11 protein-coding genes and 1 other annotated feature are annotated in these 17,546 nt (G+C 30.6%); of the genes, 4 read left to right on the top strand and 7 right to left on the bottom strand.

The window, feature by feature from the left end; all coding sequences use genetic code 11:
• Positions 1 to 139: 139 nt before the first annotated feature.
• The 4 genes from ABXG81_RS00370 to ABXG81_RS00355 are packed head-to-tail and all read right to left on the bottom strand — an operon-like array spanning position 140 to position 10,254.
• A complete protein-coding gene (locus tag ABXG81_RS00370) occupies positions 140 to 3,997 on the bottom strand; it encodes a tetratricopeptide repeat protein (protein ID WP_353528860.1) in 3,858 nt (1,285 codons plus the stop codon).
• Between the two features lie 7 nt (positions 3,998 to 4,004).
• Positions 4,005 to 8,024: a hypothetical protein gene (locus ABXG81_RS00365; protein WP_353528859.1), complete on the bottom strand. Its 4,020-nt coding sequence runs from the start codon at positions 8,022 to 8,024 to the stop codon at positions 4,005 to 4,007.
• On the bottom strand, positions 8,024 to 9,709 hold the full coding sequence (locus ABXG81_RS00360) for a hypothetical protein (RefSeq protein WP_117521966.1): 1,686 nt from the start codon (positions 9,707 to 9,709) through the stop codon (positions 8,024 to 8,026). Before ABXG81_RS00360 ends, ABXG81_RS00365 begins: the two co-directional genes overlap by 1 nt.
• Before the next feature lie 14 nt (positions 9,710 to 9,723).
• On the bottom strand, positions 9,724 to 10,254 hold the full coding sequence (locus ABXG81_RS00355) for a hypothetical protein (protein WP_353528858.1): 531 nt from the start codon (positions 10,252 to 10,254) through the stop codon (positions 9,724 to 9,726).
• Positions 10,255 to 10,640: 386 nt separating this feature from the next.
• On the opposite strand from ABXG81_RS00355, the gene ABXG81_RS00350 reads away from it, so the two are divergent.
• From ABXG81_RS00350 to ABXG81_RS00340, 3 genes are all read left to right on the top strand, one after another.
• Entirely contained in the window at positions 10,641 to 11,210 is a 570-nt protein-coding gene (locus ABXG81_RS00350; protein ID WP_353528857.1) for a redoxin domain-containing protein, read from the top strand.
• A 21-nt stretch (positions 11,211 to 11,231) separates the two neighbouring features.
• Complete coding sequence (gene ahpF, locus ABXG81_RS00345; RefSeq protein WP_353528856.1) at positions 11,232 to 12,782, top strand: alkyl hydroperoxide reductase subunit F; 1,551 nt, start codon at positions 11,232 to 11,234, stop codon at positions 12,780 to 12,782.
• Positions 12,783 to 13,165: 383 nt separating this feature from the next.
• Positions 13,166 to 13,366 (top strand): hypothetical protein, encoded by a 201-nt coding sequence (locus ABXG81_RS00340; RefSeq protein WP_147318537.1) that lies wholly within the window; start codon positions 13,166 to 13,168, stop codon positions 13,364 to 13,366.
• 118 nt (positions 13,367 to 13,484) lie between these two features.
• Here the strand turns inward: ABXG81_RS00340 and ABXG81_RS00335 are convergent, their stop codons facing one another.
• Positions 13,485 to 14,030 (bottom strand): hypothetical protein, encoded by a 546-nt coding sequence (locus ABXG81_RS00335; protein ID WP_117521961.1) that lies wholly within the window; start codon positions 14,028 to 14,030, stop codon positions 13,485 to 13,487.
• A gap of 255 nt (positions 14,031 to 14,285) precedes the next feature.
• Positions 14,286 to 14,520, top strand: a binding site (T-box leader).
• Between the two features lie 72 nt (positions 14,521 to 14,592).
• On the opposite strand from ABXG81_RS00335, the gene ABXG81_RS00330 reads away from it, so the two are divergent.
• Positions 14,593 to 15,750 carry a cobalamin-independent methionine synthase II family protein gene (locus ABXG81_RS00330; RefSeq protein ID WP_117521960.1) on the top strand — a complete coding sequence of 386 codons (1,158 nt, stop codon included), beginning with the start codon at positions 14,593 to 14,595 and terminating at the stop codon, positions 15,748 to 15,750.
• A 336-nt stretch (positions 15,751 to 16,086) separates the two neighbouring features.
• Here ABXG81_RS00330 and arsB read toward each other — a convergent pair whose 3' ends face one another.
• Positions 16,087 to 17,127 carry an ACR3 family arsenite efflux transporter gene (gene arsB / locus ABXG81_RS00325; protein ID WP_117521959.1) on the bottom strand — a complete coding sequence of 347 codons (1,041 nt, stop codon included), beginning with the start codon at positions 17,125 to 17,127 and terminating at the stop codon, positions 16,087 to 16,089.
• Positions 17,124 to 17,540 (bottom strand): arsenate reductase ArsC, encoded by a 417-nt coding sequence (locus tag ABXG81_RS00320; RefSeq protein ID WP_117521958.1) that lies wholly within the window; start codon positions 17,538 to 17,540, stop codon positions 17,124 to 17,126. Before ABXG81_RS00320 ends, arsB begins: the two co-directional genes overlap by 4 nt.
• Positions 17,541 to 17,546: the final 6 nt, after the last annotated feature.

The following is a 17,546-nucleotide window of genomic DNA, read 5'->3' as shown; positions in this document are numbered from 1 at the left end:
CTAATTTAATTATAGGGGAGTATAAAAAGCTTAGTTTTTTTTGAAATTCATTATCAATAATTTCAAATAAAATGTTATAAATTACTGCTTTTTAGACAAAAAAGGATGTCTCAATACATGAGACATCCTTATAAGATACTTATATAGTTGTATGCTTATATATAAATTTATTTATGTTTTCTTTATTATTTTTATAATCTATTTGATCTGCAATTTCTATAGATAAATTCAAATACTTTTCTTTTAAATCCTCCTTAGACCAAACATTATATAGCTTGGCAAGATTATTATAATTTACCATTAATCTTTCAACATTTTCTACTGACCAGTGATAGTTAATAACCCATTTAGTAAGATCTATAGATTTCTTGTAACAATCCTCACAAATTTTATAATCTCCACTCTTTATTAAATAAAGATTAGCTAAATTATTGTAGGTAATAGCAGTTTTTTTTCTTTTTTTGTAAGGATCTTTTAACATCTTAATAAGTTCAATTGCTTGTATATATACATTTTCAATATCTTCTAAGCTATATCCTATATCTAGCATATGACATGCTAAATTGTTATATATTATTAAAAGCTTTTCTATATTATCATCATCTTCATATTTTCTTATAAGATCTTTATGAATTTTTATAGCTTTCCTGTAATAAGTTTCACTCTTCTTATTATCATTTATCATAAAATAAACAGATCCAAGATTTGTATAAGATACCGCTAGATTTTCTCCATATTTTTTATCACTTGTGCTGTCATTAACAGTATATAATAAGTCTATAGCTTTATTATAACAAGATTTAGCATGTTCATAGTTTCTCTTATTATCAACATATAAAAACCCTAGGTTATTGTAACTTGTGGCTAGATCAATAACCTCCTCGTTACTTTTACTAATATTTAAAAGATCTTCTTTAAGCTCTATAGCTTTTTCATAGTAATTATAAGATTCTTCTAATTTCCAATCAGCATAAAGGCTTGCCAAATTGTCATAAGTTATAGATAGATTTTTCTTAGCAGAAACTATCTCTTTACTTTTTAATATAGATTCAAATATTATCTTTGCCTTAAGATAAAAATCTTCTGCCTTAATCTTATCATCTATTAGTTCACTTGAAAATAAATCTCCTATATTATTATAAGATTTAGCTAAAGTCTCCTTATTCTCAAAGCTTGGTTCTATGTTTTCTATTTGACTAATAATATCAATGGCTCTATAGTACCAAGTTTCCGATCTGTTATAATCGCCTTGGCTAAAATATAAACTAGCTATATTTATATATCCCATAGCAAGTGTCTTTTTAAGTCCTATATCTTCATACTTATTTAAAAGTCTTTGAATTATTGCTATGGTTTTTTTGTAGTAATCCTTAGCTTTATTCATCGCATTTTTACCGTAACCACTTGCGTATAGATTTGCTATATTGTTATAGGCTATAGCCAAGTTTTCATTATTTATCATTGTGTTATCCAAGCTAACTATTTCTTCAAACATATTTACGGATTTTTTATAATAATACCTAGCTTTTTCTTTACTTCTTGGACCTAAGTCTAAATAAAACCTAGCAATATTGCTATAGGAATTAGCTAAACTTTCTTTATTATATAAAGATTTATCTACATCAAATAAATATTCATTTAATTTTATAGATTTTAGTAAATATTCTTCTGATCTTCTAAGATCCTTTTTTGATCCTAAATTATATTTCATACCTATAAATCTCAATTGATCAGCATAGAATCTAATTATTTCTTTGTCATTAGGATATATTTCTAGTAGCTTTTCTAAATATTCTAAAAGTTTTATACCATTATGCTTAGCTGCTTTTAATGATTCACTAGTTTTTTCCTCATATGATCTGTACGCAAAATAAGCTAGTAAAATTTTTTGAATATTTAAATCAAATTTTATAAAATCCTCAAATAAATCTTTTATCCAAGCATCATCTTCATAATTAATACTAATATTATGCAACTTAGTTATAGATTCTATTGATGATTCTATTTCTTCAGGACTTAATTTAGAGATATTTTTAGCTATACCTTCTAAAAGCTCTAAAGCAGATTTTTTATTTGATGATTTATAGGCAGAATAATATTGCTCTTGCAATTTTATAGGATCTTCTACTGGTAAACACATAAAGGCATTAGCTATATCATTATGAAGAGCAGACTTTATTTCAGTATTTAAGACTTCTAATACAGCTTGCCTTATAATCTTATGAGTAAAGTCAATCCTTAAATATTTATCTTCTAAGAAAAATGCTCTTAAATATCTCTTTAAAGTTGCAAAATCTAGAGAATTATAAGATTCTCCTTTTAGTTCATAAATCTTTTTAAGGTCGCTTTCCCTAAGCCCTCTGCGAGAAACTGCAAGATAGCTTATAGTATTTTCTACCTCATCCGTATTAGTATCCAGATTTTTGCTAGCTTGAGTTATAAGTTCTAAGATTAATTTTTTAAGATCATTTGGCATTTTTTGAATGAGTTCTTTTTGATATGAAGTTATCTTTTCATAACCATCTCCTGACCTTATTATATTTAAATAGTCTAGCTCATTCATCATCAATAGCCTTTGTACTAATAATGAGATATATAAAGGTGATTTACTTGCTTCTTTGTTTATTATCTCCTCTTTTATTTCATAAGGTAATTGCTTGTTATTATCAGCTAAACTTGAATTGATAACAGCAAGTCTGTCATCCTTGCTTAATTCTCCCAAAGTATAATTGGTGTAATTATTTAAAAATATAAAATCATCAGCGTTTCGCTTATCATCCAGATATGATATGATGAATTTAACCTTACTGTCATCAGTTAAGCTTAGAGGTTTTATCAAATTTGAAATACTACTTGGATTATCAAGCTGATCTATAGCATCTATCAATATTATGATATCTTTTTTACCCTTGTTAGAATACTCCCTAATAGCCAACTCATAAAGCTTCTCTTCCTTGCTCTTATTTACAGGGTTTTTATTGCTTTCTTCTATATCATTTTCAAATTCGCCTATTATTTCGTTTATCGGTAAGGTTTCAAAAGTTTGATCTTCTTTTTGAATAATTTCATTTATATACTTTGTTATTATTCTCATAAGTCCAATTGAACTTGTTGTTTTTGGTGTAAGGGAGGAAAAAAATATAAGGGAATGAGTATATTTACTAAGATTACTTGATATCTTAGACATCAGAGTTGATTTCCCATTACCACTTTCTCCTTTGATAGTAATAATATTTTGCCTTTTAATATCTTGCATAATCTTTTCTTCTATAGATCTTCTAGCATTAGATATGACAGATTTTTCCCTAGCTTGAGTCTTATGATAGAGAATCTCTTTTTGGTTTTCTGTTAGGTCCTCTTTGATAAGATCATCTTCTAAGAGCACTCTAGTCATATCATTTTTGGCAAATTCTATAAATTTTTCAGTACCGATTAAATTACCATCCTTATATACAACATCATATTCATGGATATTTTCTGCTGGTAGAATCTCTTTTATCTCTGCTTTTAGCTTTTCAATTCTAGCCTTCTCATTTTCATCTGATTCATAGATCGTTCCTTTAACATCACCACTTATATTTCTAATATAGGCATAGGAATTTTTAGCATATTGAGGATTTCTTAAAAATGCATAATCTACTTCAAGATTAGTTATAGATTTTTCTATAAGCTCATTTTCATCATAAATTCCATATCTTATACCTGTTTCTTTTACTAAGTCATTATCAGGAATCCAACCATATCTATCTCCTAAAAGTACACAAAAATATGGTCTCTTATTTTCTATCTCATCAAGGCAAACTTCTAAGATTTTTTTGTCTTTATCTTCTTCATCCTCTGTATCTGTATCAATGCCCCATCTCAAATCTTGAAATTTAATTCCTTCTATTCTATTTTGATAAGCTTTTTCATTTAAATCAGGAATTAGCTTTGTTTGAATCAAATCTCTTTCTATATGCATATCCCTAAATGTGCTTGATACAAATACTTGTTTCATTACTCACCTAATTTTCTATATTCTTCCAGTTTTGATCTGCTCTTGCTATATTTTCTAAGTAGCCTACCACTCCATTTTCTTTTAACATTTGACGATCTATAATATATACTCCGCAGGCCTTGGCAATTTTTTTAACTGAGACTTCTATACCATCACTATAGCTATTTATAAGTATTGGCTTAGTATCTATACCAAATTGTTCTGACTCAGCCTTTATCTCGTATACATCCTCTTTTTTAAGTTCTTCTTGGATACAACTTATTATAAAGGTTGAAAATTCTTTAGTACATACAACATCTATATGATTTCCCACAGCCTGGCTAATAGGCGTCAAGTCTCCGTAGGCCTTCCATTTTAACCTTACATCTACTTTTATCTCATCGAATACAGAGCTTTTTCTTATAAGCTCAAAATAAGTATAAACTTGTAGAGCTATTCCTTTTTCAAAAAATTCTCTAAAAGCTATATCACCCATTTCATAGTTAAGATCTAAATATCCATCCTTATAACTAACATATTCTTTCTTATCTTTTTGATTGAAAACTCTTAGTTCCTTATCATCATTTATACTTTTGTCTAGATCTATCATCATATTGTTTAAGTCATCAGCTAGCTTTTCGCCATCTTTATAAACAACTTTATATGAGAAATCAAGATTATCACTCATTCCATAGCAATAAAAGTTTTTAGGTTCTTCATTATAAATAAGCGGAAAGTATAATTTCCTTAAGTCAAAATTTTGGAAATATTTTTTTAAATTATTACTTATAAACTCTCCTAAACGAATCGTCAGATTATCATTTATAGTTTGCAGTTTTAACTTTCCTGGATTTGTTGGATACTTATAATCTATAACTATCCCTTCTTTTTTAAGATTATCCAAAAACGAAGTAAGTTTAGAATATTTGACTTTATCATCTCTTCTGAAGATAAAATCTCCTATTTCCATCATATTAGTTTTTTCATCTTTGGGATAAGATAGATCTATAATATACTGATCCATACTGTGTCTAAATATTTGTGTAAACTCCTGCCACTTATAGGATGGTAAGGACAAATATGTAAGCCATAGCTTCTCATAATAATTGCTAAGCCTTGCTAGATTACTCTCACTTGTGGCATTATAAAATTTAGCGTTGTTAAGAAAGAAAGTTTCTTCCACAGTTAAGCTTCTCTCATTTGTATAATAATCAACAGCCTTATAGTTGCCACCCCACTTGTTTGACCCAAGATACTCTACATATTCTAAACCATCAAATTCTTCTCTATTAGCATCTGTATGGGTATTTAAGGTCAAGTCTACTATAGCACTTTCCTTACTATAAAGAGACATTTCATCATAGCTAATTATTTCTATATTTAATGACCTTTGCATTCTCCTATCTTTCATAAAGGAGACAATTCTATCAAATTTCTCCCTGTACTTGTCTTTATCATCTGTAAGTAAAATCAAATTCTGTGGACTAAATTTTATAGCTGCAATGACATTTGCCCATAAGAGTTCATTTTCTTTTATAAAGGGAGTAAAAATTGTTTTGATAGATCCACTTTTAATAAGAGGTTTTGCATCTATAATCATATAATCTGAGTACCTAAAAGATTTCTTTTGATTGCGCTCAATCAAAAGATCAATATCCTGTTTAATAAGCTTATAATCACTAAAAAGATCATCTTTTCCATAAAAGTCTTTTTCAAATATCTCATCTATAATACTCATTAGTTGTTTTAAGGTATTTATAGCAAAAGCTTCCTGATCTATCATTCTATCTGTAACATTGTAAAGTTCTTCCCATAAAGGGAATATCTCCATTAAAGTATCATTAGTATACCAGTTGGTATTATTTAGACTATGGCTTATCCTATCCATTACCTTTTTATCAAGATCTTGAGTTTTGTAATATAAATACTCATAAATTTCATTGCAAACTTTCTCAAATTCATCATCCTGACCATTTTTAAACTTCTTTATATCTGTATTAGCAATAAGTGGATGGAGCTTATGAATTCTATCTATGTGTTTATTAGAACCTATATAAGCATAAGACTTAAACTCTTCTTTACTAGGCCTCCTATAACCTTGTGTTATCATAAACCTATTCCAAGTATGATGTTCTCTATCAGCAAATATATTCCTTAAACTTATACTCTTGGTATTTTGTCCAGGCTTAACTACTTTCTCATAAAAGTCACGAGCTATATCACTAGCTTGATAAGATCCTGCCATATAAACTCTGTATCTCATAGAAAGAGCCGACCTTATAGATGACTTTACGCTATGTAGGTCATCTCTTATAAAGTCTTGCCATATTTCATTATCATCAACTCTCTCACCTTTATAAGCTCTAGTATAAAACCTATGAACATTATAGGCTTCTTCTAATATGCTCTCACTATATTCTTTACTTCTAAAGCTTGCTGCACTTGCTATATCTATATTAAACAGTGTCAAATTATTTATTTCTTTACTATCTAAATTATTTGTATATCTTGTATAGTTTAGTATGATATGATTTTCTTTCCTATCCTTAAATTTATCAAAAAGTTTAAATCCTAAATCATAATAATTTTTACTATCATCATGCAGGATTATGATATAAGTACTTTCTATCATATCTAAATCGGAGGAAAAGTTAAGCTTAGCATAAGCTTTATCTGTAATCTTATGGTTAATATTATCATCCTTGACTTTGCCATTTATAGTAATATGACAAGTTTCTTTTAATAAAGGCATAGCTTTAGTCATTTGTTGATAAGCCTTCTTAGGATTTTCATTATATATATTAAACCTAATTTCTACATCTATAAGATCAACCGATGCAAATAATAGGTTAAACAATTCTCTACCTCTAGATAAACTTCCTACTAAAGCTATATCAATATAGGAACCATTTTCATCTTTACTTATGTAATTATACAGGGGAAAAGAATCCATTATATAGGCTGCAGACAATAAGTTTGATATACTCTTATTCTTACTAGTATCCAAACCTCTTTGAATTTCATCTAGTCTTTCGCTAAACTCATTTACCGTAAGATATCTATGAATTGATAAACTTTCCTTTAGTAAATCTATTATCCTATCTGTAGTTTGATTATTTAAGAATATTCTATTAGATTTTTTAAGTAATACTTCTTTTATATTACGAGCTAAATAAACCATATTTTCATTTTCTAAATCTTCAGGATACCTATCCATCAATAGATAAAAAAATGTTACACCCAGCATATATAAGTCTATCTCTTCACTTATAAATATATCCTTTCGCTTATTTATATTTGAAACATACCTAAGTTCAGGTGGAATGAAAGCTCTTTGTTTTGGCATATAAAATTCATTTGTATTATCCAAATCATCTAAAAATACAGCAGCATCAAAATCAAATAGCTTTACAGTATCTCTTTTATAATCATAAAGGATATTTGCTGGCTTTAAATCCATATAAATAATATCTTTTTGGTGAAGCAGAGATAAGATTTCCGAGCTTTGCTTAAGTATACTTATGATCCTAGCTAAATCTAAATTGTAGTATTTGTCTACACTTTGTGCATTATCTATATCATATAAAGCAAAAATGTAGTCAGAAGATTTCTCCAACTTATATGGTCTTACTATCATATCTTCAAGGACTGGATCTATATCAATCACTTTAATGTGTTTATCATATGATTCTATAAATTTTTTTTGATCACGAACTAAGTTTATAAGATCTTCTTCATTTTTACTTTCATAGTGGATTATGTGAGGATTTTCCTTATCTCTAACTCCTTTTATAGAGTCATTTGGAAAAGTCGGAAAAAATTCTTTCATAATCATATTTTTCTTTGGAGGATAATTATCATCAACTATAACTTCATAGACCAAACAAGAAGACCCTGTTCCTACAAGTCTGCCTACTTCCACTTCATAAATGAGGTCTCCCTTATCTCCATAGATCTTAAATCTATGACCTGAAAGTGATGGTCTTGACTTATCCAGGGAATCTTTTATTTTGCTAATAAATTCTTCTTGGGTCTTAAAGTTTTTCATTAATCTTCTCCTATATTTATCAGGTACTTAGCCCACAAATCCCTAAAGGCGTCTATTGGTTCATCATAGACTACTAGCTTTAATAAAGTTTCCTCATAAGGATTTGAGATATTGTACTCATAAAGTCTTGAGTTACGTAACTTAGAGTCCATAAAGATCAAATAGTCTCTTTTCCTACGAGCTGGTGTAGATAGCTTATCAAACCATATATCTTCATTATCTAATACATAGGATAAAAAATATAGAGTTATAAGCCTTGGTCTGGTAATTTGAGAAATTTTGCCTTTTTCTATAATGGCATTCAAATTTTCATGCTTAATCCTAGTCTCCTTTAACAAGTCATCTAAAGCTTCTACTTCTTCATCTGATAAAGTTACATCCTCTGTTGATATTATGGCATCTTTATTATAAAGATAGGTTAAAAGCGAAGATAATCTTTTTTCTGATATATAAATAGAATCTTGATTTATATCTATGATTCCTTCTATATTATTTTGATAAATAAAATCACTGTACTCCTCACTAGAACCTAATACAGGAACCTCGTCTTTATACTTATAAGAAGCGCTTTGAACACTTACTTCTTTTTCTATCTTTTGTGTACTTGCCTTAAGGATTATTTCTTCTTCTGGATAGTATACCTTAATTTCTCCTGTCTTTTCTGATTTAAATTCAAAACCTGTATCAACAGGAATTATTATATCATCAGTAGATTGATAGAATATTTTTACATTTCCTCTTGAAAAATAATCAGCGTTTGTAGTGTTATCATCTGAATTACCATATTTTACATTAGAAAAGGCAGAAATTTCATCAGATAATTTTTTTTCTACTTCTCTAAATGTAGATATAAATTCTTTAAGAATTGTACGATTGGTATTTTCTAAAACTAAATCCTTGTGATAAGCAATAATATTTAATATTATAGAATCATCAACTTGTTCCATATTTCTATATTCATTTATGTAATCATCTAGAGAATTTTGTAGGATAGTTGTGTTAAGGTTAGTCTCTTTTTTTCTTTCTTTAATATTAGCTTTTTTTTCATTATTATAAAGATCCATTGCTCTTACAAAAAAGTTTACAGAATTCTTAGGAAAATGCGCCAAAGCTATATAAATCATAGCTTCTTTTTCATCCCAAATATTAAGTCCCGTCTCTTCTAAAACTTTCATAAGAAAAACTTCAAGTTCTTCTATTTCTATACCTAGACCAAATCCATAGATGAACATCTTATCTCTGCTAATAACACTCGCCTTGAAGTCTTTTCTAATTTGAGTTTTTTTCCAAACCTTTCTCTTATCCTTATCATATTCTAATGACCCATAAACCTCGCTTTTGGATCCGTGGGGATAAAGGTTCTTTTCACGAAATAACTCAACAACTAAGTTTACTATTTTTTCAAATTCAGCATTCTTTTCACCTTTTTGAATAGAAGTAAATATATTACTTGCTATTTCACCTATGTCTTCTTTTTCTATATCCAGCCTATCGCTATAACTTGTTAACATATAATTAATTATGTATTTATAAAAAGGAATTTTCTTTCTTAAAGATATGGTATTATTAGTCCCTATCTCTATACTTTCAATATCAAGATATTCCCCAGAACTAATATTCTTTTGCCACTCAAACTCATTAATCTCAATAATGGCAGTTTCGCCAGAAATTATCCTACCTTCCATATATACTCCTTTATTTATATATATTCATAGCTTTGGTCAAACTCATCTTTATCAATTAAGTTGAAATCTACATCAATTATTCTATTCCTATCTTTTATCACTTCATAAATAAGAACAATATCAGATTTTTTGCCCCATAATACTGTTCCCCATAACTTTGCCTCATAGAAATAATCATACGAGCCTAAATTGACCTTTAGCATACCAGAATTCAATAGATAATCTATAACCTCATCCTTCCTATCTTCATAAGTCCAACTCAAAATTTCTCTAGGATATTGTTTATAATTATAACCATATGCATGTATATGATATTTTAAAAATCTATCACGTCTATTTGGATAAGGAATTTTGGACTGATCTATTTTAATAAAGTCTCCCTTATAGGCAATTTCTCCATCGGATTTCGATTCTCTCGAGTAAATCTCATAAAAATCACTATGTTTTTTAATTTTCCCTAGAAGTATAAGTTTTTCCTCTAAACTCGCTCCACTACCAAGTTCAAAAGCAGTCACCTCTACATTAGTCTTCTTCACTTTTTTCATACTTTCCCCATTAAATAAATCTTTATATTTAGCTATTATCAAACAATTAAAATCATTCCCTAGGTCATTGCTCGGATATATTTTACCTCAAAACTATTTTTCATAAACTTATTTGTATATTAATTTATAGATAATAAATATATTTAAAGAATCCTCTCATTAACTATAATTCAATGCATATTATAAGAATATATTTTAAATCAAGAAAATTATAACATGTACTTTATATAAGATTAAAAATATTTATAATTAATTTTTCCAAATATGGGTATAGTCTAAATGCCAATAATTTATTATAATCAGTAAATATAAATTTGACTTTTAATTTAGAGTGATTATAATTATTGTGTAAGAGAAAACAAGAACATTATACAAAGGAGATAATTATGGCTTTTATATGTAAAACTTTACCAGAATTTAATTTAGACGCTTATGACCCAAAAAAAGATGAATTCATCACAGTTTCAAGTGAAGATCTTAAAGGAAAATGGACAGTTTTAATATTCTATCCAGCAGACTTCACCTTTGTTTGTCCAACAGAACTAGAAGATATGCAAGATAACTACCAAGCTTTAAAAGAAGCTGGGGCTGAAGTTTACTCTGTATCAGTAGATACTCACTTCGTACACAAGGCTTGGCATGATAATTCAGAAAGAATTAGCAAACTAGAATACACAATGATTTCTGATTCTAACAAAGAATTAGCAAGAGAATTAGATATTCTTGATGAATCAGGCAAGGCATTAAGAGCTACATTTGTACTTGATCCAGAAAATGTTATCCAAACTGTAGAAATCAACGCCGATGGTATTGGACGTAAGGCTGACGTTAATATCAACAAAATCAAAGCTGGTAAATATATTGCATCTCATCCAGGTGAAGCTTGCCCTGCTAAATGGGAAGAAGAAGGCGATGACGTATTAACACCAGGTCTTGACCTTGTAGGTAAACTATAAGACTTGAGGATCTATAAATAAATGTTAGATAAAAATTTAAAGAACCAGTTAGCCCAATATCTTGACATGCTTAAAACAGAAGTCACTATTGGGCTTTCTGTTGCTAACGACGAAAAATCTAAGAAAGTAAAGGACTTCATTAACGAAGTAGCTGAGCTTTCTAAAAAGATAAAAGTAGAAGAAAAAGACCTAGAATATACTCCTAGCTTTGAGCTAAAGGGTGAGTTTGACCATGGTAGGATCATCTTTGCAGGCCTACCCCTAGGACACGAATTTGCATCATTTGCACTTGCCCTACTTCAAGTAGGTGGAGTAGAACCAAAAGTAGATGAATCTACAAAAAAACGTATACAAGCAATTAAAGATACTCAAAATCTTGAAACTATAGTATCCCTATCATGCCACAACTGTCCAGAAGTAGTCCAATCATTCAATATAATGGCAGTCCTTAACCCAAAAATCAACCACACCATGATAGAAGGATCCATGTTCCAAGAAATAGCAGAAGACCGTGATGTCCTTGCAGTTCCAGCAATCTTTAAGGATGGCCAATTCCTTGAAGGTGGAAAACAAACCATGGACAGCCTGCTCGAGCTAATAGGTAGCAAGAAAACATCAGATGACTTTGAAGGAAAGCCAGCCTATGATGTACTAATCATCGGTGGAGGTCCAGCAGCAGCAACTGCAGCAGTATATGCAGCAAGAAAAGGTGTAAAAACTGGCCTTGTAGCAGGTGAATTTGGTGGACAAGTTGTAGAAACACTTGGAATTGAAAACATTCCAGGATTCAAATACACGGAAGGCCCAGAATTCATGGCAAAGATGAACGAGCAAGTAACAGAACTTGGAGTAGATGTCATGACAGGAGCCCTTGCAAGTGATATCAAAGAAGCAGAGCATTCTGCAAATGACCTAAGACTTATAGAAGTTAAACTTGATAATGGAGCAAAACTAGAATCAAGAACTGTTGTAATTGCAACAGGAGCTAGGTGGAGACTACTAGGCATACCAGGCGAGACAGAATTTAAAAACAAGGGTGTAGCCTACTGTACCCACTGTGATGGGCCACTATTTAAGGGCAAACCAGTAGCAGTCATAGGTGGAGGCAACTCAGGAGTAGAAGCTGCCATAGACCTTGCAGCCATGGTAGACCATGTAACAGTCCTAGAATTCTTACCAGAACTAAAGGCAGACCAAGTCTTACAAGATAAGCTATACGGCCTAGATAATGTAACAGTTATCAAAAACGCTCAAACAACAGGCCTTTATGGAGACAATAAGCTAGAAAGACTAGAATATACAGACCGTGAGACAAACAAAGAGCATAGCATAGATATAGACGGATGCTTCATCCAAGTAGGACTAGTGCCAAACACAGAATGGCTAGAGGATACTAAAGTAGACCTAACAGACAGGGGAGAAATAAAAGTAAACCCAGACGGATCTACAAGCCTTGAAGGAGTGTTCGCAGCAGGAGATGCAACAACAAGCCTCTTTAAACAAATAGTAATAGCAGCAGGAAGCGGTGCAACAGCATCCCTTGGTGCCTTTAATTACTTAATGAGAAACTAGAATACAAGCAAAAAAACCGGAGTTATGCATAATTCCGGTTTTTTGTCATTATTTATCATTAAAATATTATCAGAAATCTCTATATAATAGGAATTCTAATTTAAATACCTTTTAAAAATGTACTTAGAATTAACTCTTTATTTATAACCTCGGTGATTTTAAAAGCTAGAATATTCATATATTAGCTAAATATATGTTTCAAATCTACTATTGTTGCAAAATCAATTATTTTAAAATATTAAATAATATAAATAGAAAACCTCCCGACCAGCAATCTTTAAGCTTATCAAGAGATTTTCTTCTTAAATTATTATATATTTTTCTTATTATATTTATTCTTCTTTTCTTTTATTTTTAAAAATATTATCCGCCCATAAAGAATAGTGAAAACTATTATCACTGGTAATGTAATTTCAGTTATTACATTTGTGAATGTATTTAAAAATAAAACTATAGATGCTACAAAAAACAATATAGATTCATACTTAATTAACTTATCATTTTCTGTATCAAACAATTTAGTTGATACTAAAAACATAAAAACCACTACACTCCAAAAAATAGAATTAGTATCAGAAAAATAAACTGAAGCAATTATCAAAAATAAGAAAAATATAATTAAAATTGTATCATATTTTTTTAACATGCTGTGTCCTTATTCCTATACTAATTATTTAAGATAAATCTTAATCCTTATAAGTTTTATGAAGCCTCTTGTACACAATTATCTAAACCTGTTACTGTAGTTATCGCACCGCCAACTGTTCCAAACACTTCCCATAAACTAGGTTCATTCTTTATAAATTCTGGTCTATTTCCAGTTTGAAGATATAGCAATAATGCTGACGCTAATGCTTTTACACCTCCAGCAGCTTTTACAAGGGTTTTAACCCCTGATATAGTTGCTCCAGCTCCACTAATAAACAAAGCTATAGATCCTATACATTTAGCATCTTCCCAAGCACCATATGTAGTTACCATATTTGTTCTGGATTCTAAAATCTTGTTAGCTTCTTCCTCACTATCAACAAAGTAAATATTTTTTTTACTAAGATACTTTTCTAGCTCATCTTCATTTTCTAATAAATTGTCGGGAGTTTGATATAAAGTTGTTAAAGCTGCTTCTAACTCATTTTGATTAATATTAATTTCAACATTACTAGAGCTTGCCAAGCTAGTTGCAGGGCCTGCAGTAATAAGCATTGAAACACTTAAAGATGCTAGTACTATTTTTCTTAAAAGTTTCATTTATTCCTCTTTAAAAATTTTATTTCACTTACAATCATTAAATACCCAATATTTTTCCATTCAAACAAATCATATTATATATTTTATCAAACTTAAGTCAAAACTAAGTCTAATCTGAAGCTAGTCCCTAAGCTAAGTAATTCAATTTTTCAAACTAATTTATCAAAGTAAATCTATAATATATTAATATTAATTTATAAATTTTAAAATCAAATTTGACAAAAACCAAATCACCTCCTATAATTGTATCAAGAAATAAAAACGTTGATGAGAAAAGTAAGTTTTCTAGACCTGCCCAGAGAGACTGTGGTTGGTGAGAATAGTCGTGGAAAGGAAAACTGAAAATGGCCTCTAAGTTGGTTGTCCGAATATTTAAGACAATCCGTGTGCGCACGTTACAGCGATAGGGTATAAATTTGTACCTGATGAGTTATTAATTGTGAGATTGATATAAAATTAAGGTGGTAACACGAGTGACCTCGTCCTTTTTAAGGACGGGGTCTTTTTTAATTTTGCCATAGGCGTTTTATTTCTGAAAATATATTAAATAAAGGAGCTAAAAATGAGCAAAAGATTTTTAACAGTAGGATCGTTACTAAGAGAAGAAGAATTATTATCATACAAAGATGAAATCAAAAAACGTGATGATATCACCTATCCATTTTATGAAGATCTCAAAGGCTACAAAGAAGCTGAAGATAAGGCAGTAGCAAATGTGGTAAAGGCACAAAAAGAACATGACCTTGTTCAAATCACAGATGGGGAATTCTCCAAGTCACTATGGCACTTAGACTTCGTATGGGGCCTACACGGCGTAGAAAGATATATTGCAAATAATGGATATTTCTTTAGAGACAAGGATGGCAAGGAAGAGAAATACGAAACTAGAAAAGATATCGGTATCAAAATAGTAGATAAGCTAAATGGGAAAAACCATCCCTTTATCGACCACTTCAAAAGGTTAGAAGACCTAGCTGGTGATACACAAACTAAGCTAACCATCCCATCACCTTCCCACATATACGGAGAACTAACACTATTTATAGGCATAGATGATGGTTACTATGCTGGCAAAGAAGAAGAATTTGGCAAAGACCTAGTAGCTTCATACAAGGACTTTCTAAAAGAATATAAGGAAGCAGGTGGAGAGATCATCCAGTTTGATGACTGCCTATGGGAGCTATTCTCTGATGATAACAACGACTTTTCATTTACTTCAGACAAGCAAAAGCAAGAACACCATGAAGAGCTTGCCCACAAATTCATAGAACTAAACAACGAGGCCATAGACTATGGCCACGAACTAGGACTAAAAGTCTATGCCCACAACTGCCGTGGTAACTACGAGTCTAGGTCAATGAGTGATGGAAGCTACGAATCCATAGCCCACCTATTCTTAGATAAACAACACTACGACAGGTTTTACCTAGAATGGGATGACGAAAGAGCAGGATCTATCGAGGCTTTAGAAGTATTCAAAGACAGAGACAACGAAATAGTCCTAGGACTTTTATCAAGTAAGACAAACACCCTAGATGATGAAAAAAGAGTCCTAGACCTCCTAGAAAAAGCAAGCGAGATAATAGACAAAGATAGACTCTACTTATCCCACCAATGCGGCTTTGCATCATGTGATGAAGGAAATGAACTTACAGTAGATGAGCAATGGGCAAAAATTGACCAGGGCCAAGAAATAGCTAAAGAATTTTGGGGAGAATAAGATAGTAGAATCTGGCAAGTATTTATAAAACAATCATGTACTTTAAGAAAAACTTCAACCAACTAATAATTACTCTTAGCATTTGCTTGCTATTATATATAAAAAATTGCTAGTCCATCTAGCCACATAAATTATAAAAAACCTTTCTACTATATGCTAATAAGTCAAAGATAAAAGCAGGATTACTTCTTAAAAAATCCCAGCCCTAGGGGTGGGAAAGAACAAAAAAATAGCAGAGTAAGCTTTAACACTAACTCTGCTATTAGATTAAACTTTATGGGGTCATCTTAATATATAGGCTGATTTTTATGATAATTTTTAAAAATATTTATACACTTATCTGTTAAACTTATTTTCCATCGAGTTTGCAATTCTTACTAAGAGTAACATTACTGGTACCTCTACCAAAACTCCTACCACTGTAGCAAGGGTTGCACCTGAGGATAGTCCAAATAGTGAAATAGCAACAGCTACAGCTAATTCAAAGAAGTTAGATGCTCCTATCATACCGCATGGAGCAGCTATAGAATAAGGTAGCTTTGCAAGATATGCCATGCCAAAGGTAATGGCAAATATCAGGAAGGTTTGAAGAATAAGTGGTACTGCTATAAGAGCAATATTTAGAGGTTGATCGATAATTTTCATCCCTTGGAATGAAAATATAATTATTAAAGTTAGTAATAATCCAACCATAGTATACTTATCAAATGATGGGATAAATACATTATTTAAGTAATCTTCGCCCTTATTTTTTATAATATACCTTCTAGTAATGATACTTAGGATAAGAGGAACTACTATAAATAGTATGATTGATAAAAGTAGAGTCCCCCAAGGTATATTAATATTGCCCCTCTTTAGTAAAAAGCTTACTATTGGTATATAGGCAATTAATAAAATCAAATCATTACTAGCCACTTGAACTAGGGTATAGGCACTATCCCCTCTTGTTAGCTTACTCCAAACAAAAACCATGGCTGTACATGGAGCTGCCCCTAATAAAACTGCACCTGCTAGGTACTCTGATGCTAGACTTTCATTAATAATATTTTTGTAAATTCCAAAGAAAAATAATCTAGCTATTAGATACATAGTAAATGGTTTGATAATCCAGTTGGCAATCCATGTTATAAATAAACCCTTAGGATTATTCTTAATATTTTTTATACTGTTAAAGTCTATCTTTAGCATCATTGGATAGATCATAATCCATAAAAGTATAGTTGTTGGAATAGATACATTATAAAACTCAAACTCTCCCAAAGCCTCTGGAATAGCAGGTAGGAAGCGTCCAATTAAAACACCTATAGCCATGCATATCAAAACCCAGAATGTAAGGTTTCGCTCAAAAAAGCTTATATCTTGTTGTTTTTTCATCTATCTACCTCCCCATCTATCTCTCGGATTAGGTCCTTTAACTTTCCTTCAATTTCATATATTACTTTGATAAACTCCTCATCAGACTTACCAGTAGGGTCTTCTATGCCCCAGTCATACTTTTTGTGTTTAAATGGAAGGAATGGGCATACCACATTGCAACCCATAGAGATGACATAATCTACCTCTGGTAGGTCATCTATAAGTTTGGAATACTGGTCTCTTTCCATATCTATCCCGTGTATTTCTTTCATAAGCCTTACTGCATCTTGATTTATCTGAGATACTAGCTCAGTTCCTGCAGAGTAAAAATCTATTTTTTCTCCAGCAAATTTCTTGCCAAGGGCCTCAGCTATCTGAGACCTGCAAGAATTGTGAACGCATATAAATGCAGCTTTTGTTTTTTCTGTCATATATAC

The sequence above is a fragment of the Anaerococcus nagyae genome (assembly GCF_040364225.1).
GTDB classification, from domain to species: Bacteria; Bacillota; Clostridia; order Tissierellales; family Peptoniphilaceae; genus Anaerococcus; species Anaerococcus nagyae.
Note: the sequence above shows the minus strand (reverse complement) of the source record. Positions and strands in the feature narration are given on the sequence as shown.